At 40.0% G+C, this 19610-nt stretch carries 20 protein-coding genes and 1 other RNA gene; 12 read left to right on the top strand and 9 right to left on the bottom strand.

The annotated features are described in order from the left end of the window. Positions 1–100 precede the first annotated feature (100 nt). Entirely contained in the window at positions 101–1597 is a 1497-nt protein-coding gene (locus LY11_RS22460; RefSeq protein ID WP_111635863.1) for a gluconokinase, read from the top strand. Positions 1598–1716: 119 nt separating this feature from the next. Here LY11_RS22460 and LY11_RS22465 read toward each other — a convergent pair whose 3' ends face one another. After that, a complete protein-coding gene (locus LY11_RS22465; RefSeq protein ID WP_111635864.1) occupies positions 1717–2397 on the bottom strand; it encodes a hypothetical protein in 681 nt (226 codons plus the stop codon). Between the two features lie 152 nt (positions 2398–2549). After that, positions 2550–2774: a hypothetical protein gene (locus LY11_RS22470; RefSeq protein WP_111635908.1), complete on the bottom strand. Its 225-nt coding sequence runs from the start codon at positions 2772–2774 to the stop codon at positions 2550–2552. 125 nt (positions 2775–2899) lie between these two features. On the opposite strand from LY11_RS22470, the gene LY11_RS22475 reads away from it, so the two are divergent. Next, on the top strand, positions 2900–3382 hold the full coding sequence (locus tag LY11_RS22475) for a copper resistance protein NlpE (RefSeq protein ID WP_111635865.1): 483 nt from the start codon (positions 2900–2902) through the stop codon (positions 3380–3382). A 130-nt stretch (positions 3383–3512) separates the two neighbouring features. Here LY11_RS22475 and LY11_RS22480 read toward each other — a convergent pair whose 3' ends face one another. From LY11_RS22480 to LY11_RS22495, 4 genes are all read right to left on the bottom strand, one after another. Beyond that, entirely contained in the window at positions 3513–4922 is a 1410-nt protein-coding gene (locus tag LY11_RS22480; protein ID WP_111635866.1) for a sigma-54-dependent transcriptional regulator, read from the bottom strand. A gap of 67 nt (positions 4923–4989) precedes the next feature. Beyond that, an RNA gene (gene rnpB / locus LY11_RS22485) (RNase P RNA component class A) lies at positions 4990–5379 on the bottom strand. Positions 5380–5413: 34 nt separating this feature from the next. Beyond that, positions 5414–5833 (bottom strand): c-type cytochrome, encoded by a 420-nt coding sequence (locus LY11_RS22490; RefSeq protein WP_111635867.1) that lies wholly within the window; start codon positions 5831–5833, stop codon positions 5414–5416. A 2-nt stretch (positions 5834–5835) separates the two neighbouring features. Next, the gene (locus LY11_RS22495; RefSeq protein WP_111635868.1) at positions 5836–6489 is read right to left on the bottom strand and encodes an SCO family protein; all 654 of its coding nucleotides are present in this window, start codon (positions 6487–6489) and stop codon (positions 5836–5838) included. Positions 6490–6589: 100 nt separating this feature from the next. Here LY11_RS22495 and LY11_RS22500 point away from each other — a divergent pair, with 100 nt between their 5' ends. The 8 genes from LY11_RS22500 (at position 6590) to LY11_RS22535 (ending at position 14289) form a co-directional block, all read left to right on the top strand. Continuing rightward, positions 6590–7591 carry a beta-ketoacyl-ACP synthase III gene (locus LY11_RS22500; protein ID WP_111635869.1) on the top strand — a complete coding sequence of 334 codons (1002 nt, stop codon included), beginning with the start codon at positions 6590–6592 and terminating at the stop codon, positions 7589–7591. A gap of 6 nt (positions 7592–7597) precedes the next feature. After that, entirely contained in the window at positions 7598–7972 is a 375-nt protein-coding gene (locus tag LY11_RS22505) for a hypothetical protein (RefSeq protein WP_111635870.1), read from the top strand. A 151-nt stretch (positions 7973–8123) separates the two neighbouring features. Continuing rightward, entirely contained in the window at positions 8124–8558 is a 435-nt protein-coding gene (locus LY11_RS22510; RefSeq protein WP_111635871.1) for a hypothetical protein, read from the top strand. Continuing rightward, entirely contained in the window at positions 8558–9172 is a 615-nt protein-coding gene (locus LY11_RS22515) for an SCO family protein (protein ID WP_111635872.1), read from the top strand. The genes LY11_RS22510 and LY11_RS22515 overlap by 1 nt, the downstream gene beginning before the upstream one ends. A gap of 1 nt (position 9173) precedes the next feature. Next, positions 9174–10751: a PepSY-associated TM helix domain-containing protein gene (locus tag LY11_RS22520; protein ID WP_111635873.1), complete on the top strand. Its 1578-nt coding sequence runs from the start codon at positions 9174–9176 to the stop codon at positions 10749–10751. Positions 10752–10856: 105 nt separating this feature from the next. Next, positions 10857–11528, top strand: a complete 672-nt coding sequence (locus LY11_RS22525; protein ID WP_111635874.1) for a superoxide dismutase — start codon at positions 10857–10859, stop codon at positions 11526–11528. A 53-nt stretch (positions 11529–11581) separates the two neighbouring features. Next, a complete protein-coding gene (poxB, locus tag LY11_RS22530) occupies positions 11582–13306 on the top strand; it encodes a ubiquinone-dependent pyruvate dehydrogenase (protein WP_111635875.1) in 1725 nt (574 codons plus the stop codon). Positions 13307–13311: 5 nt separating this feature from the next. Further along, the gene (locus LY11_RS22535; protein WP_111635876.1) at positions 13312–14289 is read left to right on the top strand and encodes a 2-hydroxyacid dehydrogenase; all 978 of its coding nucleotides are present in this window, start codon (positions 13312–13314) and stop codon (positions 14287–14289) included. Here LY11_RS22535 and LY11_RS22540 read toward each other — a convergent pair. Then, positions 14286–14579, bottom strand: a complete 294-nt coding sequence (locus LY11_RS22540) for a chaperone modulator CbpM (RefSeq protein ID WP_111635877.1) — start codon at positions 14577–14579, stop codon at positions 14286–14288. The genes LY11_RS22535 and LY11_RS22540 overlap by 4 nt on opposite strands. Before the next feature lie 19 nt (positions 14580–14598). Continuing rightward, a complete protein-coding gene (locus tag LY11_RS22545; protein ID WP_111635878.1) occupies positions 14599–15510 on the bottom strand; it encodes a DnaJ C-terminal domain-containing protein in 912 nt (303 codons plus the stop codon). Between the two features lie 152 nt (positions 15511–15662). Here LY11_RS22545 and LY11_RS22550 point away from each other — a divergent pair, with 152 nt between their 5' ends. Both LY11_RS22550 and LY11_RS22555 read left to right on the top strand, forming a co-directional pair. Further along, entirely contained in the window at positions 15663–16493 is an 831-nt protein-coding gene (locus tag LY11_RS22550; RefSeq protein WP_111635879.1) for a hypothetical protein, read from the top strand. 96 nt (positions 16494–16589) lie between these two features. Further along, positions 16590–17603, top strand: coding sequence for a LacI family DNA-binding transcriptional regulator (locus LY11_RS22555; RefSeq protein ID WP_111635880.1), 1014 nt, complete (start codon positions 16590–16592; stop codon positions 17601–17603). Positions 17604–17648: 45 nt separating this feature from the next. On the opposite strand, the gene LY11_RS22560 is transcribed toward LY11_RS22555, so the two are convergent. Further along, positions 17649–19382, bottom strand: a complete 1734-nt coding sequence (locus LY11_RS22560) for a phospho-sugar mutase (RefSeq protein WP_111635881.1) — start codon at positions 19380–19382, stop codon at positions 17649–17651. Between the last annotated feature and the right edge of the window lie 228 nt (positions 19383–19610).

A 19610-nucleotide genomic window follows, 5' to 3' on the forward strand; every position in this document is an offset into this window, starting at 1 on the left:
CAGCAGGCCCTTTCTGATTATGACCTGTCAAAATCCATCTTTTGGAATAAAGTTTTGCAGCAGAAAGGTTAAAGCCTAAATTGCAGCTTAATCGATAATCATGCAATACATCCTTGGAATAGACATTGGAACCGGAAGTACTAAAGCGGTAGCCGTAGGCACTGACCATAAAGCTTTCGATAGCAGTCAATATTTTTATCCAACTGAAGTCACTCAACCTGGTTACAGTGAACAGGACCCTGAATTGATCTGGAAAGTTTTTCAGCAAAGTATAGCTGCTGTAGTTTCAAAGTTGAAGTCTGGACCTCAGGCTATCAGTTTAAGTTGTGCAATGCACAGTTTGATTGCTGTAGATGAAAATGGAAAGGCATTAGCACCGATGATGACCTGGGCCGATAGCAGAAGTACCCCGGTTGCCACTGCTTTATTAGCCACTCCCCTGGGTGCAGCATTATATAAAGCAACAGGTACACCAGTACATTCGATGTCACCTTTATGCAAAATCATCTGGATCAGGGAGAATCAGCCTGAGTTTTTCAAAACCGTTCATAAGTTCATTTCTATCAAAGAATATATCTGGTATCACTTGTTCCATACTTTTGAGGTAGATCATTCCGTCGCTTCCTGCACCGGATTAATGGATGTTCAGCAACTCGTTTGGCATCCCGATGCTTTAGCCGCTGCGGGAATTAAGGCAGAACAGCTGTCTGCTTTAGTGAGTACGCACTATGTAAGAAGAGATTTTGACGCTGCGGAAGTTTTATCTTGTTTGGATAAGGATACACCTTTTGTGATCGGAGCAACGGATGGCTGTCTTGCTAATTTAGGGACAGGGGCAGTAAAACCAGGGATTGCAGCTTTAACTATAGGAACAAGCGGAGCTTTAAGAGTAGCGGGGGATACTGCCGTACTGAATGAAAAAGCAATGACTTTTAGTTACCGTTTAGACGAAGAAACATTTATCAATGGCGGGCCTGTCAATAATGGGGGGATTGCCTTGAAATGGCATATGAAAAATGTCCTTCAAAAAGCAGACCTTAATGAAAATGACTACGATGGGATACTGAATAAAATTGAAGCTATTCAACCGGGTGCCGAAGGGCTTATTTTTCTGCCATATTTACAAGGAGAGCGTGCTCCGATATGGGATTCCAAAAGTTGTGGTACATTTTTCGGTATACATCTGAACCATCAGACTGCGCATTTCACCCGTGCAGTGATTGAAGGAATTTGTTTTGCACTGAATGATGTATTATTAGCTTTAACAGCCTCCGGACAAGAAATAAAGCAGCTCAATGTAAGCGGAGGTTTTGTGACCTCGGCAATCTGGTTACAGATTATGGCTGATATTACCGGTAAAAAACTTTTGCTGTACAGTGTAGAAGATGCTTCGGCAGTAGGGGCGGCTTACCTTGCTTTTAAAGCGACAGGTCTTTCAGCGACTTATCCGCTTCCTGATCAGCAGGACATCACTTATATTGAACCTGATGAAAAGAACCATCTGAGTTATCAAACCAGCTTCAGCCTTTATAAAAAGATATATGAGCAGCTAAAAGGGGTGATGCACGAAATTTATGACCTGCAGAACAAAGGATAGCCTTAAAGCAGAAAAGCTGTTAACCTGATGATCAGGTTAACAGCTTTTCTGCTTATAATATCGTCTTACTGGTATTATAATATAATCTTACTGATGAACTATTCACCTATAAGATAACTTTATTGGTGAACAGAATTATAATTCTTTACGATTGAAACCAGGGACTTCACATCAAAATATTCTATTCCTTTAATACGTTCGGTCAGATCCTGATCGTCAGACATATTCTCCATTAAAATGTTCTTGATGTATTGTGTATTGGTATCTGAGTTATCCGGGGTAATCTCCATCATATCACCAGAACCTGGTTTTTCTATATAATATAACGCGCGTCGTTCTCTTCTCGGGCGATCATCATCATCACCACGGCCGCCAAAACTTACGCCTCCGCCAATTCCGACACCACTATAACCGCCGGTTCCAATACCTAAACCTATAGAAGGCGAGAAACGTACTCTTCTTCTTGGTTTTTCAACAACACCTGTGCTGCCGCCCATAGAATACAAGTTCAGTTTACCAGTTTCCACCAGTTTAAAGAAACGGTATCCGGCCTTTTTGTTTGCTACAAAAGGTTTGCTGACATAGGTTTCTCCATTCCATAAAAACTCCTTAATATCTTTCGCATTATATTGCGCCATTGTCCCGTCGTCTTTTTTGAGGCCGACAGTCAGGAAATCGGTTCCCTGTATCGTTCCGCGCACAAAATTACCAGTATCAATCACGACAGCGTCTTGTGCCGAAGCAGCCAGTGCTAGTAAAGAGAAGAGTACCAGGGTACTCATGTATTTTATTAACTTCATATCAATTCAAATAACTTCATATCAGTTCAAAAACTTCTTATCAACTCAAATAACGTGAATTATTTACTAATTGTTGTCATAGGTAGTTCAGATATGTAAAATGCCCTGAAAATTATCCAGGGCATTCATTTATTCTATTTCATCAGGGAGCTTTAAGCTGCTTTTTTTGCAGGTGCCGCCATTTTTACTGTTGTTGTTGTCTTTTTAGCCGGCTTGTTGTTTTTAAAACGTTTATCCGGTGTTCCGTCTTTTTTCACAGGCTGCTTATTCTTTTTATAACGCATATCTTTTGAACCATCTTTTTTGGTCTGAGCAAATGTTTGCGTGGTTGTAAAAGCCATTACAGCCAACAGCATCATAACGATTAACTTTTTCATATTGCGGTTTTTTTTAAATTTACATGAAGCTATAAAACATTTTCCAGATTCGCTAGTATATCCAGCTGAATTATAAGTTGGCGTATTTCTTGCTCCTTTGAGGTACAACATACAAATAACGTACCATGACTAAACAAATTCTGACAATTGCGATTACAGCCTGCACCTTATGGGGCTGCGGGAATTCGAAAACTTCTGAAAAATTGAATACAGATAGTCTGACTAAAGACAGCTTAACTATGGCAGGAAAAACCACTGATAGTTTGAAACTGGATTTAGACCATAGTTCTAAGAACGCTTTAGATTGGGACGGAACTTACAAAGGGATTGTTCCCTGTGCAGATTGCGAAGGAATTGAAACCACATTGGTTTTAGGTAAAGAATTGACTTATGCGCTGAGAACAAAATATCTGGGTAAAAGCGATGCGAAGGTTTTCGAGGAAAAAGGGAAATTCAGCTGGGATAAAAATGGCCGGATTATCACATTGGAAGGCATCAAAGACGCACCAAATAAATATTTTGTGGGTGAAAATAAAATCATCCAGCTAGACATGAATGGCAAAGAGATTACCGGAGAACAAGCAGATCTTTATATTTTGAAAAAATAAGGCTCAACACAGCCAGGTTCAAATTATCCGGGAGCAAAATAGTGAATATGCGTTTTAAGAAAATTTCCTGAGCACAAAAAAAGGGATTAGCACTGCTAATCCCTTTTTGCTATTTCAGCGGGTTAAAATATTATTCAGTTACTCTTTTTAAGCCAAATTTCTCAATTTTGCTATACAAATGACTACGTTGAATATCAATATCATCGGCAGTCTTAGAGACGTTCCAGTTATTCTTTTCCAGTTTAAACTTGATGAATTCTCTTTCTGCATGATCCTTATAATCCTGGAAATTTGTGAATTTATCATAATTAGTTGTTCCTGCAACTAAACCGTTGCTACTACCGTTAAAACCATGGTTTGCAGCACCAATATTGGTTCCGCCACCCGGATTGGCAAAGGCAGTTACCTCATGCTCAGAAATTACCTTATCACTTAAAATGATCAGACGCTCAATCATATTGTGTAACTCACGTACGTTTCCTGTCCATGGTAAGTTTTGCAGCGCAACCATTCCGGCTTCACTGATCTTCTTAACCGGCATGCCGTAATCTTTACATATATCTTCTAAAAAGCTCATGGCAATTTCAGGAATATCTTCGCGGCGTTCTGTTAAATGAGGGACATGGATATTGATGACATTTAAACGGTGGTATAAATCCATTCTGAAATTACCATCTTCGATTTCTTTCATCAGGTCTTTGTTCGTTGCAGCAAGTACACGTACATTAACTTCTAATTCCTTTTCACCACCAACACGTGTAATTTTATGTTCTTGTAAAGCGCGCAGCACTTTTGCTTGTGCAGAAAGACTCATATCCCCGATTTCATCCAGGAATAAAGTACCACCATTGGCCAGTTCGAACTTACCAATACGCTGTTTAACAGCAGAGGTAAATGATCCTTTTTCGTGACCGAAAAGCTCACTTTCAATAAGTTCAGATGGAATTGCTGCACAGTTTACTTCAATTAAAGGACTGTCTGAACGGTGTGATTTTTCATGTAACCAACGGGCTACTAATTCTTTACCACTACCATTTGCACCTGTAATCAATACACGGGCTTCAGTTGGGGCAACACGTTCAATAGTTTCTTTGATTTTATTGATATTCTCTGAACTACCAAGAATATCCCTTGTTTTACTTACTCTGCGTTTTAAAACTTTAGTTTCAGTAACCAGGTTTCCTCTGTCCAGCGCATTTCTGACAGTGATCAGTAAACGGTTTAAATCGGGTGGTTTAGAGATAAAATCAAAAGCACCTTTTTTGCTCGCTTCAATGGCAGTCTCTACCGTACCATGGCCAGAGATCATAATAAATGGTAAATCAGGACTGTAGGCCAATGCTTGTTCAAGCACTTCCATACCATCCATTTTATTCATTTTAATATCACATAAAACCAGGTCGTATTTCTTTTTTTTGATCAGATCTAATCCATCAACTCCATTATCAATATCTTCTACCTCGTAATTTTCGTACTCTAAGATCTCACGTAATGTGCTTCTTATCGCACGTTCATCATCAATAATTAATAATTTAGCCATAGGGGGTTGTTAGTCTTTTGTCGGATACGAATATATTTACTAATTATCAAATAATACAGATAAAATAAAAAAATGCAAGCCTGTAAGCCGGGTTCTGTACCTTGATAAATCAAAGCTTCTACCATTAATCTACTATAAACGTCGCCATTTATCTCTAACGACCTACCCACTGACATCGGACGAGCAGCCCTACATGCGTCAGCCTATTTGGTCTTTCAACTCCCGGGGTTTACCAGCCCTTCCGGTCACCCGGAAAATTCGTGAGCTCTTACCTCACGATTTCAACCTTACCTGTGCCCTTGCAGGCCATCGGCGGTATATTTTCTGCGGCACTTTCCATAATTCAGGTCTTCAATCCCAAACCTCTTCCCGTTAGGAAGCGAGATGCTCTGTGTTGCCCGGACTTTCCTCTTTAAGATGCCAAAGCATTACTTACAGCGATAGAACAGCTTGCATTTTGCGCAAAGGTACAGAAACTGATTTAAAAAATACTACTTGCAGTTCTTAAGATCATTTTCTACCTGCTGAGTACTGTACATTCCCTGTTTATGACCAAAACCATTGGTAATATAAACCACTAATTGTGCAATATCTATGTTAGCCAGGTTAAATTCCGGCATCTTGCCTTCATAAACCTGTCCATGCACCGTAACCGGCGTTGAAATCCCATTTTTAATGATACAGGCGAGTTTTTCTTTATTCGCTTTCATGAAAACACTGTCGGTAAGGGGAGGGGTTAAAGTACCCAGACCTTCACCTTTTCCACCATGGCAATTTTGGCAATGTTTAATGTAAAGATCCCGTCCATTTACATAATAAGCATCCTGCTGTACCGTTTCGGCTGTCTGGCAAGAATAAAACATGCTGATCAGCGCAAGCGAAACCAGACTGATTACTATAAATTTCCTCATTTCTATTTTTTATCTTCCGCTAGTAAAACAGGAATATCCTTCTCTAATTGTGCTACCTGTTCAGGATTTGTTCCGTCATAAGCGCCGCGGATTCTTCTGTCTTTATCAATTAAGACCAAAAATCCCTGGTGTACATACCCGTCTCTGTTTGCACTATCAACGTTCACAGCAACGAGGTAACTTTTCTCTGCTAAAGTATAAACAGTATCTTTCGGGCCATAAACGAATTGCCATTTCGGGCCATCCACGCCAAGCTTCTGTGCGTACTTTTTAAGCACTGAGGGGGTGTCATACTTAAAATCTATCGTATGTGATAAAAACATGACATCAGGATTATTTTTGAACTTTTCTGAGATCATTTTCAAGTTTCTGTGCATAATAGGGCAGATACTCGTACAAGAAGTGAAAAAGAAATCTGCAATATAGATTTTACCTTTAAAATGATCGTTAGTAATATATACACTATCCTGATTCAGTAATTTAAAAGCAGGTATAGTTTGGTATATGGTATCAACACCAGCTGATCCGTCGCTGTTTTTAACCGTTTTAGTGTCTCTCAAGCCATATATTGGAAGTTTTCTTTCCTCCTTACAGGAAGAAGCAAACACTGTGGCAGTCAGTAAAATAGCGCAGATAAGTGTGGATTGATGTCTCATAATATAATTTATTGATCCGGCAAAGGTACACTACTGCAAAAATAAAGTGTAACACAGCTGTAAATATTTATTAGTTTTGCGCCAAGAATTGTAATGCTTAATGAGAAAGAGATATAATGCTGCCATAACAGCTTTGGGAGGATATGTACCGGAAACCATTTTAACCAATCATGATCTGGAGAAAATGGTGGATACGAATAGTGACTGGATTATTTCAAGAACTGGTATCCATGAAAGAAGAATCCTTAATGATGATTCACTTGCAACCTCCGACTTAGCTACCATGGCAGTCAAAAGACTGTTGGAAGATAGTCACATCGACCCGGATGAAATCGAATGCGTAATTGTAGCTACGGCTACCCCTGACTATATTATGGTTTCGACCGCAAGTATTGTCTGTGAAAAAGCAGGATTAAAAAATGCGTGGGGTGTGGATTCCAATGCAGCTTGTAGTGGCTTTCTCTACGCGCTGACTCTGGGCGCAAGCTTAATTGAGAGTAACCGTTACAAAAATGTAATTGTTATTGGCGCAGATGCAAACAGTTCTATCGTAAATTACGAAGACAGAAATACCTGTATTCTTTTTGGTGACGGTGCCGGGGCAGTTTTACTCGAGCAGACTGAAGCAGAAACAGGATTAGTAGATAATGTATTCAGAACAGACGGTATAGGTAAAGAACATTTGATCGTTACCGCTGGTGGTTCACTGAATCCATCTTCACTGGATACGCTTGATAAAAAACAGAATTACATTTCTCAAAATGGAAGGATAGTTTTTAAAGCTGCAATTGAAGGCATGACGCAGACCTGTAATGAGATCATGGAAAGAAACCACCTGGAGATCAAAGACATTAACTGGTTGATTCCACATCAGGCTAACCTGCGCATTATTCAGGCTGTAGGAGATAAGTTAGGCTTGAAAGAAGAGCAGGTAAAGGTTAACATTCAGCTTTACGGTAACACGACTGCTGCAACAATCCCATTGTGTATGTGGGAATTTAAAAACGATTTCAAAGAAAATGATAATATGTTGCTTACCGCTTTTGGCGCAGGATTCTCCTGGGGAGCAACGTATTTAAAATGGGGTAAATTAAGGGGGTAACAATCCATGTTCACACGCTTTATAGCTATATTACTTTTACTGTGTTCGGCTTCGGTAAGCCTGTCGGGACTTTTTGTCGTTGCAGGTTTCGAAATGAACCAGGGGTATATCGCGAAAGAGCTTTGTGTCAATAAGGATAAGCCGCAATTGCATTGCAATGGGCAGTGTTACCTAATGAGAAAGCTTAAACAAGCGCAGGAAAAGGAGCAGAAACAAGACCATCAGTTCCAGAAAATCCAGTTGCAGGAAGCTATAGTTTCTACCCCTTTTATATTTAAACAATATTCTTTTATTGCGATAAACCTGCGTATTCCCCTAACAACGGGAGTACCAGTTGCTCGTCTGAGCGCTATTTTCCATCCTCCGCAGCCCTCCTGCTAATACCCTTCTTTTTAATTCAATTTTTACAAGTCTGTTGATGATTAAACAGGCTATCAAATGATGTAATGTGTGTTTTTTGCGCTATCAGGCTTATTTTACAGCTCCTGATAAGCGGTAAACACGTATACATCGCTATTCAAACTTATACAATATGAAATTATTTTTAGCCGTACTCGTATTAGCTACAGGAGCAGTTGCCTGTACACAAACTCCAAATTATAAAACAGAAAGGGATGAAGTCATGAAATTTCATGATGTAGTGATGGAAGACCATGGCATATTGGTTAACAATCAGATGAGACTGGATTCTATGCTGAAAGAAATGCCGGCATTGAAAACCAGGTTTCCTTCTACCGATACTTTAAAAGAAAAAGAGGTAATGAAAGCCACGCTTAACAGGCTAAACGTTGCTGAGGATTTGATGAATGACTGGATGCACAAATTTGAACCAGATGTAACCGGCAAGTCAAACGAAGACGCGATTAAATATTTTAAAGCCGAAAGGATTAAAATCGGAAAGATCGATAGTCTGTATAAAGCTGAAATTCAATCGTCTGATGCTTACCTGAAACAATTCAAGAAATAATGGGAAGAAGATTAATTTACCTGTTTCTGCTGCTGGCAGTAGTAACAGGTTGCAAAGATAAAGCGAAAAGGCTTCCTTTTTTACAACAGGACATCACCGGAACTGACACGACTTACCGGACTATTCCAGCCTTTAAATTTCTGAATCAGGATAGCGCAGTGGTGACCAATAAAGATTTTGACGGCGCTATTTACGTCGCTGATTTCTTCTTTACCTCGTGCCCTACAATCTGCCCGACTATGCACCGTAATTTGCTGAAAGTGTACCATAAGTACCTGGATAATCCAGAAGTTAAATTGGCTTCACACACTATTGATGTGAAATATGATACGCCTTCAAGAATGAAAGCTTATGCCACCAAACTAGGTATTAAAGGTACACAGTGGGAGTTTTTATGGGGGACCAAAGAAGAAATTTATGCTTTGGCAGAGCGTAATTACCTGGTTTCTGTAGGACAGGACAAAGCCGCACCGGGTGGTTTTATTCATCAGGGTTATCTTGTGCTGGTAGATAAGGACAAAAGGATCAGAGGTGCTTACGATGGAACGGTAGATGCTCAGGTTGAACAGCTGATGAAGGATATGGATACCTTGCTGGCAGAATATAAACACTAACATGAGCACCGCAAATCTTAGCCGGACGGTGAAAAGGAACATGTATTCCTGGCACCGTATCCTTGGGATTATAACCATCATTCCGGTAATTTTCTGGACATGCTCTGGTTTAAGTCATCCCATCATTGCCCACTGGTTCAAATTGCAGATCGCGCATGAGTATATTAAACCCAAAGCAATCAATAGCGAACAGGTCAAACTGTCTGTAAACGAGGTGTTACAGAAAAACGGGGTCAATTTACTGAAGAATTTCAGGTTAATTGATTTTCAGGGAAAGACCTATTATCAAATCAAAGACCGGAAGAACCAAATACAGTATTTTTCTGCTGCCGATGGGGTAAAGCTAGTAGACGGGGAACGTTTATATGCGGAATACCTAAGCCGGTATTTTCTGGGAGACAGTACTTCTAAAATTGTATCAGTCACGCAGATCACCAATTTTACAGATGAATATAAGTATATCAACCGCTTGCTTCCGGTATGGAAGGTCAGCTTTGAGCGGAAAGATCATATGGATGTTTATGTGGAAACTTCACAAAGCAGGTTAGCGAATTACAACGATACCAACAGGAAGGTTTTTTTGTGGGTATTCAGTAACTTCCATAGTTATGAATTTATCGCAAAAATCACGAATAATACTGCCAGATATGCGCTGATTTTAATGCTGGCCTCGATCGTAATCTTTTCTACTTTAAGCGGTTTATTGATCTATGGGTTCTTATGGAAGAAGTTTAAAAAGCCGGTGACCGGGCAAAAGATAGGTTTCTTAAGGAAATATCACCGGGCTATCGGGATCTGGACTTCTTTAGTGACCTTAACTTTTATGGGTTCAGGTTTTTATCATGCCACGCATAAATTTACACCCGACGACCGGATCAATTATGTTTTTGAGCCTGAAGTAAAAGCGCGTGATCTGGTGATTGCATCTTCTGCTTTACCCGTAAACTGGGCACAGGTAAGTAATGTTTCACTGGCCAGGTTTAACGATAAAACTTATTACCAGGTTTACCTCGTTAAAAAGGAAAATGATAGCTGGAAAAAGCAGCAGGTCGCCAAAGCTGAAACCATGTTTGGGGAGAAAGCTCAAAAGACGAAACCTGGTATTGCCTACTATGATGCCGCTAACGGACAACTTCTGCCAGACGGGATTATGGAGTATAGTTATAGCCTGGTCAAACATTTTGTAGCTCAGGGAGCTGCAGATGGAGAAGCGGCTTGTTGTGAAATGATGGCGAATGCGGCAGCCGATGAATCGGCCCCGCTGATTATCTCTTCCTCAGATTACCTGACCAAGTTTGATAACGATTATGGTTTCGTCAATAAGCGTTTACCAGTGGTAAAAATAGCTTTAAGTACGCCACAGCACCTTACCTATTATCTGGAAACCGCCACTGGAAGATTAGCGGCGAAAGTTCAGGATTCGGACAGAAGAGAGGGCTTAAGCTTTGCCGTATTTCATAAATTTTTGCTGGTAGACTTTGCAGGTAAAAACTTCAGGGATTTTCTGACTGCTTTTTCAGCATTTGGTGTCCTGGTGGTAAGTGTTTTAGGATTAATCCTCTTCATTAAAACCAAATAGGGAAAACAAATTAATTTAATAATCGTTTTAAATAGACAGCTGTTTAAACATGCGTAATCATTTGCCAGGTTTAAACAGCTTTTTCAAATAACCCTATTTACTACGATGAAATTATTCAAAAGCTTTTTACCTATCGTTCTGTTATTTGCAGGCACACAGACCCTGAGCGCACAATTCAAACTTGCGCCATTACCCTATGCTTACAACGCACTGGAACCTGCTATAGATAAGCAGACTATGGAAATACATTACACTAAACATCATCAGGGGTATGTAACCAATTTAAATGCTGCTGTAAAAGGCACTGCTGCAGAAGGTAAAACTCTGGCACAAATATTAGCTGTGGCTTCTACTTACCCTGCTGCTATCCGTAACAATGCCGGCGGACACTATAACCACTCCTTATTCTGGCAGATTATGGCTCCTAAACCAAAACCTGCATCACCTGAGTTTTTAAAGGAAATAGATGCAAATTTCGGTACTATGGAAAAATTTAAAGCTGCTTTTGCTGATAGCGCTGCGAAGCGTTTCGGTTCAGGATGGGCATGGTTGATTGTACAGAATGGAAAGTTGAAAATCACAACAACTCCTAACCAGGATAACCCATTGATGGATGCAGTAGCTGAAAAAGGCCGCCCAATTTTAGCATTGGATGTTTGGGAACATGCTTATTACCTGAAATATCAAAATAAACGTGCAGACTATATTACTGCCTGGTGGACCGTAGTGAACTGGCCGGAAGTAGAACGCAGATATAACGAAGTTGTAAAAAAATAATTACCCTATGAAAGCTGTCCCAATAGGACGGCTTTTATTTTATCAAAAATATTATGGCAAAAACAGTAGCAGCGAAATTAGTAGAGATACTGATTCAGGCAGGAGTTAAGCGTGTACATGGTTTAGTTGGCGATTCTCTGAACGGAATTGTAGATGAGATCCGTAACTCTAAAGACATTGAATGGATACATTACCGTCATGAAGAAGCAGCGGCATTTGCTGCTGGCGCTGAGGCGCAGTTAACAGGTAAATTAGCGGTATGTGCAGGAAGCTGCGGCCCGGGAAATATGCACCTGATCAATGGTTTATATGATGCACATAAAAGTAATGCGCCAGTACTGGCCATTGCCGCGCATATTCCAAGTGAACAGGTTGGTACTTCTTATTTTCAGGAGACGCGTCCTGAATCTTTATTCCGCGAATGCAGTTATTACTGCGAAACGATTGCTTCTTCGAGGCAGATGCCGAGAGTTTTACAAATTGCGATGCAGCATGCAATAGGACAGAATGGGGTAGCGGTCATCAGTTTATCGGGTGATGTAGCGATGGAGAAAATGGAGAATGAGGAATTAGATCATCCTTTGTTTGTCAGTCGTCCGGCGATCCGTCCTGCTGATGAAGAATTGCAAAAGCTGGCACAGTTTATTAATGAGGCTAAAAAAGTGACCTTATTATGTGGTGCAGGCTGCAGAGACGCACACGATGAATTGTTGGCACTTGCAGGTAAAATCAAGTCGCCAATTGTACATGCACTCAGAGGAAAAGAGCATGTGCAGTATGACAATCCTTACGATGTGGGGATGACCGGTTTAATTGGTATTTCTTCAGGCTATCATGCGGTCGAAGAAAGTGATTTACTGCTGATGCTGGGTACTGATTTCCCTTATAAAGAATGGTTTCCTTCGAAAGCTAAAATTATACAAATAGACATCAGACCAGAAAGATTGGGACGCAGGTGTAAACTTGATCTTGGCTTAACCGGGGATGTCAAAGAAACTATTAAATCTTTACTGCCTTTTGTAGAAGAAGTAACAGACGTTACATTTTTAGAGAAATGTCAGCAGCGTTATCAAGACAACAGGAAAAACCTGATGGGCCATGCACAAATGGTTTCAGGTAAAGCTATTCATCCGGAATATTTAACCCGTATACTCAGTGAGCAGGCCGCGGATAACGCCATCTTTACAGCAGATGTGGGTACGCCAACAGTATGGGCGGCACGTTATGTGGATATGAAAAAAGGCAGAAAGCTGATCGGCTCTTTTAACCATGGATCAATGGCCAGTGCTATGCCACAAGCTATTGGCGCACAGGTTGCCTTTCCCGAAAGGCAAGTAATTTCCCTATCCGGGGATGGTGGTTTTGCGATGCTGATGGGTGATATTTTAACCATCTATCAATATGACCTGCCTATAAAAATTATCGTTTACAACAACAGTTCTCTTGGTTTTGTGGCGATGGAAATGAAAGTGATCGGAATGCCTCCTTTTGGTACAGACCTTAAAAACCCGGATTTCGCTAAAATGGCTCAAGCTATTGGGATCAGGGGAATCAGGGTAGAAGAGGCTGAAGGGGTTGAAGCGGCGATTGCTGCAGCATTAGCTCATCCCGGACCGGTATTAGTGGATGTTGTGGTGAATCAGGCAGAATTATCAATGCCGCCTAAAATAGATTTTGAACAGGCTAAAGGATTTGGGATTTATATGCTGAAACAAACACTGAATGGTGATGGAAAAGAAGTGTGGGATACGATCAGTTCAAATTTTTTAGGTAAATAGCGTCCATGAATGTATTTATAACCAGGGTAATTCCAGAATCAGGTCTGCGTTTGCTGGAAGCGGCAGGTTTGAAAGTCAAAGAATGGACCCAGCAAAGGAATATGACGCGCGAGGAGTTAATTGCAGAATGCCAATGGGCAGATGCTTTGCTGAGTGCAGGGCAGCGGCTGGACCGGGAATTTCTGGAAGCAAGTGCGCATTTAAAAGTAATTGCACTGCATTCTGTTGGCTACGATAATGTAGACATTGATACGGCAACACGGCTTAAAATACCAGTGGGGAATACTCCTGGTGTTTTAAGCGGTGCAACGGCCGATACCGCTTTTCTACTCATGATGGCTGCGGCAAGGAATGCTTTTTATATGAACCGTAAGATTACCAATGGGGAATGGGGCTTTTTTGAACCGACTGCTAATTTAGGGAAGGAGTTGAACGGTTGTACTTTAGGCGTTTTTGGCTTAGGAAAAATAGGAACAGAAATGGCTAAACGCTGTGCAGGAGCATTTGGCATGAAAATCATTTACCATAACCGGAGCAGAAATGAAGAGGCAGAAAATTTGCTGGATGCAGAACTGGTTTCTTTTGAAGAGTTGCTGGCGCAAAGCGATGTGCTTACTGTACATACCGCGTTAACACCGGAAACTGAGGGTAAGTTTGACCATACTGCTTTTAAACAGATGAAACCGGGTTCTATTTTTATCAATACTGCAAGAGGATCTATTCATAATGAGCCAGCTTTAATTGAGGCACTGGAAAGTAAAACGATTTGGGGAGCTGGTTTGGACGTAACCAATCCCGAACCGATGGAACCAGATAACAGGCTGCTGTTTATGCCTAATGTAGCTGTATTGCCTCATATTGGCTCAGCTACCGAGGGGACAAGAAATGCCATGGCGAGACTTGCTGCGGAAAATATTATTGCAGTATCAAAAGGGGAGAAGCCTCCTTTTCTGGTTAATCCTGAAGTTTATAAGGAAGGCTAATGTCCTTCGTGGATATGAATATGAGTTTTTAAATGCTCAACTTCATGTTGCAGGTGTTTCACCTTTTGTAACAGGTTCATGATGGCATCGATGCCTTCGATGTTGATCTCTAAATCATAATGGAAATGGACATAACGGTCCATTTCCATTAATTGTTCAAAGTGTAAGAATTTGTTTCCGTCAATTATGGTCAGTACGATTAATCCGGACTCCTCCAATGCCTGGATGAAAGAAGGGTCGATGGCATAATTAACACAGTAATCTCTTATAGTTATTAATTCGTTTTCCATAGGATATTGAATTATTCCATTATTTCGACAGTCCCTGCAGTTCTTTAAAAAGTTCTTTTTGTTTTTCTGTCAGGCCTGTTGGTATATTAACTGTATAAGTTATAAAAAGATTTCCAAATTCTCCTTCTTTCTTGTAAACAGGGAACCCTTTGCCTTTCAGTCTTATTTTTGTTCCGTTTTGAGTGCCTTCCGGTACTTTTAGCTTTACTTTGCCATTCAGGGTGTCAATCGTAGCTTCTCCGCCCAGTAAAGCTGTATACAGATCTATTTCGTTCGTTAAATAAAGATCATCGCCCAGTCTCTTGAAAATAGGGTCATCGGTAATCGTTATCGTAATGAAAAGATCTCCTGCAGGCCCGTTGTTCGCACCCGGACTTCCCTGGCCTTTCAGTTTAATGACCTGACCGTTGGCAATACCGGCAGGAATAGAAATCCTTAAGTTTTTGCCATTTACAGTAATTGTAGGTTTATGTGTTTCTGCTGCTTCTCTGAAGGAGATTTGCAGAGAGGCCTGTAAATCCTGTCCTCTGAATTTTGCAGCATTTCTCTGTTGTCTGCCGCCACCGCCAAACATCGATTCAAAGAAATCTGAGAAATCGCCGCCCCCAAAGTCTGAGCCACCGCCAAATCCGCCTCCGAAGCCACCTGAACCACCTCGTCTGCCACCACCGCCAAAAGGGTTACCTTGCTGCTGGGCCTGGTCTGCATGTTTCCAGTTTTCACCGTACTCATCATATTTCTTGCGCTTATCAGGATCACTCAATGCTTCATTTGCTTCATTGATCTGCTGAAATAGCTTATTTGCTTCTTTGTCTTTAGGGTTTAAATCGGGATGATATTTACGTGCAAGTTTCCTGTACGCTTTCTTTATCTCATCCTGCGTTGCTTTTTTATCCACGCCCAGGACTTTGTAATAATCAATGTATGCCATAGTAAAAATATCAGTAATGCAAATTTACGCTTTATATAGATAACAACGTCAAATTGATTTTGAATAACATTTTTGTTAAAATCTACTAAGAGCTAACACAAACCGATTTATTTATTATAAATTGCTTACGGATTAGGTTAAACAATATTTTTATGAAAAAAATTATATTATCAGGAGGCTTCTTGCTTTTTATCTGCTTAAATGCGGCCGGGCAGACAGACACACTTTACTCAAACAATCAAAAAATATCCTGTACAGTTAAAGAGGTAACAGAGAGCGCTGTTAAATATTCTTACCCGAATGAAGATCTGGTCAACACGGTCTATAAAAATAGCGTACAGCGGATTGTCTTTAAGAACGGTCGTGAACAGATTTTTACGGAGGCTTCTTCTTATAAAACAGTAAATGGGGTATCGGACTTTGATAAAGTAACAGTGACAGCAGTTGAAAGTGAGATCAAAGGATTGTTTAAGATTGGCGATGTAAGTTCCAAATCGGTAGGAACAACAGCACTTTCTAACCAGGAAAGAGTTAAAAATCGTGCTTACCGTAAAATCAAAATACAAGCAGCTATGATGGGTGCTAATATTGTTTATCTCACAAATCAGCGTACCGAAGGGAATAAAGGAGGAACTGAATATACTGCGGCTTCAGCAGCAGAAACTAACCTGACCGGTATTTCCTATAGTAATGTAGTGCCGGGCCTGGCAGATTTTAAAAAGTTACTTAATGGCCGTACAGATTTTGCTGCTTATGAGGAATACCGTTTAGCAGGAAGTTCAAGTGATTACAGCTATAAAGAATTAATGAAAAACTTTTTTATCGGTAGTGTCCATGATGATAACGGTATTATTACAATTGATGGTGAACTGGAAGGATTGAACAAAGTGAATCAATACAGACTGGTTGGGGTGAGTAAAGATCATTTTAACATATTTTATCGCGATAAAAGTACCGTTTACAACATAAGCGTTAAGTTTTAATTAGCTGCCATGAAATAAAATATCGGGGAGACAGTTGAGACTGTTTCATTAATAGTTTTTATTTTTCTAGCTTGGCTTTCTAAACAAAAAAACAAAATGAAACCCCTCTCTATAAAGGATATCGCAAAGAAGGCTAACGTATCTATTACTACTGTCTCTTTCATATTGAATGGTAAGGCAGAGAAAATGCGTATTAGCCAGGACATGATTACAAAAGTCGAGGCAATTATTAAGGAAGTGGGCTTCCGGCCAAACCAGGTCGCGAGAAGTCTGCGTACAGGAAATACCAATACAATTGGTTTAATTGTAGAAGATATTTCTAATCCGTTTTTCGCTGCCATCGCAAGGTTGATTGAGGATAAGGCTTACAAACATGGTTATAAGATTATCTATTCCAGCACTGAAAATAACCTGGACAAGGCGAAAGGCCTGATCAGAATGTTTAAATCCAGACAGGTTGATGGTTATATCATTGCACCAATGGTGGGTATGGAAGAAGATATCCGCGAATTGCTATCTGATCGTACTCCGGTAGTCGTATTTGACCGTCATTTACCAGGATTGGAAGTGAGCAGTGTTTTGGTAGACAATATTAAGGGAACTTATATGGCTACAGATTCCTTAATTGTTAAAGGATTGAAAAACATCGCTTTCGTTACTGTTGATGTGGATGTTGAGCAGATCAAGGACCGTTACAAAGGATACGAACAAGCATTAAAAGCTAATAAAATTAAGATCAACCCAAAGCTTTGTAAACTGATTTCATTTAATAATACTGCGGATGAAACTACTGCTGAACTGACTCAGTTTTTTACAGATAATCCAGAGATTGATGCCGTACTTTTTGCGACAAACTACCTGGCAGTAAGAGGCTTGTTTAGTTTCAGGGAAATGAATAAAAAGCTGAATGGCTCATTTAAGGTCATTGCTTATGATGATCATGACATTTTTAAACTGCATTCTCCGACAATCAGTGCGGTAGATCAGCCGATAGAGGAAATTGCTGAAAACGTAATTAACTTTGTTTTAAAAGAGCTGGCCTCGGTAGATTCTTTTGAGAAAAAGGAATTGAATAACGTGGTGTTATCGTCCAGACTGATAGAAAGATAAATAAAAAAGGGGAAGATCATCTTCCCCTTTTTTTCTAAAGGATATTTACGCTTGTAAATCGTCCATTAATGATTTTATTTTAACGCCCAGTGCTGCGTCAACGGTTTTGAACTCCGCTTTATCTGCAAGTGGGGCATTTACGCTGCAATAGAATTTAATCTTAGGTTCTGTACCTGAAGGACGTGCAGAAACAATACTTCCGTCTTCTGTAATGAATTGCAATACATCAGATACAGGGAAATCAAGTTTTGTTTTCTCTTTCGTGTCTAAATCAGTTTCCACACCCAGTTCGTAGTCTTTTAAAGTTTTCACTTTAGAGCCTCCAAGTTCCAGTGGCGGGTTATTTCTGAATTTCTCCATCATAGCTTTGATTTCTTCAGCACCGCTTTTTCCTTTTTTAGTCAGGGAAACCAGTTCCTCTTTATATAAGCCATATTCTACATACATATCCAGCATTGCATCATATAAGCTGCTGCCTTTATCTTTATAGAAAGCAGTCATTTCAGCGATGAATGCGCAAGAAATGATCGCATCTTTATCTCTCACCAACTCACCGATCAGGTAACCATAACTTTCTTCGCCACCACCAATAAAGGTTTTCTTGCCTTGCAGGCTGGTGATCAGATGTCCGATATGTTTAAATCCGGTCAGGGTATTAAAGTATTCAACGTTTTTAGCTTTGGCAATTTCTTCAACCAGGTTAGTGGTCACAATAGTTTTAACGATATACTGATTGCCATCTAATTTACCTTTTTCCTGCCATGCGGTAAGCAGGTAATTGATTAATAAACTTCCAGTCTGGTTTCCGTTCAGCAATACAAATTCTCCGTCATTATTTTTAACGGCGATACCTACACGGTCCGCATCAGGGTCTGTTGCCAGAACCAGGTCTGCATCAATTTCTTTCGCCTTATTCAAGGCTAAAGTCATTGCTTCTTTTTCTTCCGGATTTGGATAAACTACTGTAGGGAAGTTTCCGTCTGGTGTACTTTGTTCTTTAACTAAAGTCAAATTGGTAAATCCAAATTGTGCCAAAGCTTTAGGAACTAAAGTAATCCCTGTACCGTGAATCGGAGAGTAAACTATTTTAAGGTCTTTTTGTCTGGCGATTGCTTCCGGAGAAACTGAAAGCGCAGTGATCTGATCCAGATATAAAGTATCAATTTCCTCGCCGATCAGTTCAACAAGTTTTTCGTTACGTTCAAATTTAACTTCATCAATGCTTTTGATATTGGCAACTTCGTCCATCACCATATTATCATCAGGAGAAGTAAACTGTCCGCCATCTGCGCCATAAGCTTTATAGCCGTTATATTCTTTAGGATTGTGCGAAGCCGTAAGCATTACACCGCTGCGGCACCCTAAGTGTCTGATAGCAAATGAAAGTTCAGGAGTAGGGCGCAATTCTTTGAAGAAGTATACATGAATTCCATTAGCGGAAAATACATCAGCAGTAATCTTCGCAAAAAAGTCTGATTGGTTTCTGCTGTCATGGGCAATCGCAACTTTAATTTGCTCTCCCGGGTATTTTTTCAGCAGATAATTGCTCAAGCCTTGCGTGGCTGTACCAATGGTATATTTATTTATTCTGTTAGAACCAGCTCCCATAATCCCGCGGAGTCCACCTGTACCAAATTCCAGACTTCTGTAAAAGGCATCTACTAATTCTGTAGACGCTTCACTGTCTATTAATTTTTGGATTTCTTCTTTTGTTTGTTGGTCATAATTGCCATTAAGCCACTCGTTAATGGTGTTTTGTATTGCTGCTTCTAATTGCATGTTCTCCGTTAATGTTTGATTATTCTGGTCTATAAACAAAAGAAAGGGTATGGATGTTTTTAAGAACTGTTTTTTAATTCCTGACCCTCCAAATTTAATTTTGTTTATAGCATGATTATTAAGGGCGTTTTATTAATTTCACGCCCTAATGCAATTATATACCAAATTAATTGAATTAAAAATATCTACCACAAATAAATTAACTGTGGATGGAGTTTTTAGTTTAAT

This window comes from Pedobacter cryoconitis, from assembly GCF_003259615.1.
GTDB classification, from domain to species: domain Bacteria; phylum Bacteroidota; class Bacteroidia; order Sphingobacteriales; family Sphingobacteriaceae; genus Pedobacter; species Pedobacter cryoconitis.

Excerpts from the sequence above, each read along its gene's own strand:
- LY11_RS22515 (WP_111635872.1), top strand. The coding sequence starts at position 8,558 with ATGGGAAGAAGATTAATTTACCTGTTTCTGCTGCTGGCAGTAGTAACA.
- LY11_RS22525 (WP_111635874.1), top strand. The coding sequence starts at position 10,857 with ATGAAATTATTCAAAAGCTTTTTACCTATCGTTCTGTTATTTGCAGGC.
- LY11_RS22480 (WP_111635866.1), bottom strand. The coding sequence starts at position 4,922 with ATGGCTAAATTATTAATTATTGATGATGAACGTGCGATAAGAAGCACA.
- LY11_RS22535 (WP_111635876.1), top strand. The coding sequence starts at position 13,312 with ATGAATGTATTTATAACCAGGGTAATTCCAGAATCAGGTCTGCGTTTG.
- LY11_RS22505 (WP_111635870.1), top strand. The coding sequence starts at position 7,598 with ATGTTCACACGCTTTATAGCTATATTACTTTTACTGTGTTCGGCTTCG.
- LY11_RS22510 (WP_111635871.1), top strand. The coding sequence starts at position 8,124 with ATGAAATTATTTTTAGCCGTACTCGTATTAGCTACAGGAGCAGTTGCC.
- LY11_RS22545 (WP_111635878.1), bottom strand. The coding sequence starts at position 15,510 with ATGGCATACATTGATTATTACAAAGTCCTGGGCGTGGATAAAAAAGCA.
- LY11_RS22465 (WP_111635864.1), bottom strand. The coding sequence starts at position 2,397 with ATGAAGTTAATAAAATACATGAGTACCCTGGTACTCTTCTCTTTACTA.
- LY11_RS22555 (WP_111635880.1), top strand. The coding sequence starts at position 16,590 with ATGAAACCCCTCTCTATAAAGGATATCGCAAAGAAGGCTAACGTATCT.
- LY11_RS22550 (WP_111635879.1), top strand. The coding sequence starts at position 15,663 with ATGAAAAAAATTATATTATCAGGAGGCTTCTTGCTTTTTATCTGCTTA.
- LY11_RS22490 (WP_111635867.1), bottom strand. The coding sequence starts at position 5,833 with ATGAGGAAATTTATAGTAATCAGTCTGGTTTCGCTTGCGCTGATCAGC.
- LY11_RS22470 (WP_111635908.1), bottom strand. The coding sequence starts at position 2,774 with ATGAAAAAGTTAATCGTTATGATGCTGTTGGCTGTAATGGCTTTTACA.
- LY11_RS22560 (WP_111635881.1), bottom strand. The coding sequence starts at position 19,382 with ATGCAATTAGAAGCAGCAATACAAAACACCATTAACGAGTGGCTTAAT.
- LY11_RS22495 (WP_111635868.1), bottom strand. The coding sequence starts at position 6,489 with ATGAGACATCAATCCACACTTATCTGCGCTATTTTACTGACTGCCACA.
- LY11_RS22520 (WP_111635873.1), top strand. The coding sequence starts at position 9,174 with ATGAGCACCGCAAATCTTAGCCGGACGGTGAAAAGGAACATGTATTCC.
- LY11_RS22475 (WP_111635865.1), top strand. The coding sequence starts at position 2,900 with ATGACTAAACAAATTCTGACAATTGCGATTACAGCCTGCACCTTATGG.
- LY11_RS22500 (WP_111635869.1), top strand. The coding sequence starts at position 6,590 with ATGAGAAAGAGATATAATGCTGCCATAACAGCTTTGGGAGGATATGTA.
- poxB (WP_111635875.1), top strand. The coding sequence starts at position 11,582 with ATGGCAAAAACAGTAGCAGCGAAATTAGTAGAGATACTGATTCAGGCA.
- LY11_RS22460 (WP_111635863.1), top strand. The coding sequence starts at position 101 with ATGCAATACATCCTTGGAATAGACATTGGAACCGGAAGTACTAAAGCG.
- LY11_RS22540 (WP_111635877.1), bottom strand. The coding sequence starts at position 14,579 with ATGGAAAACGAATTAATAACTATAAGAGATTACTGTGTTAATTATGCC.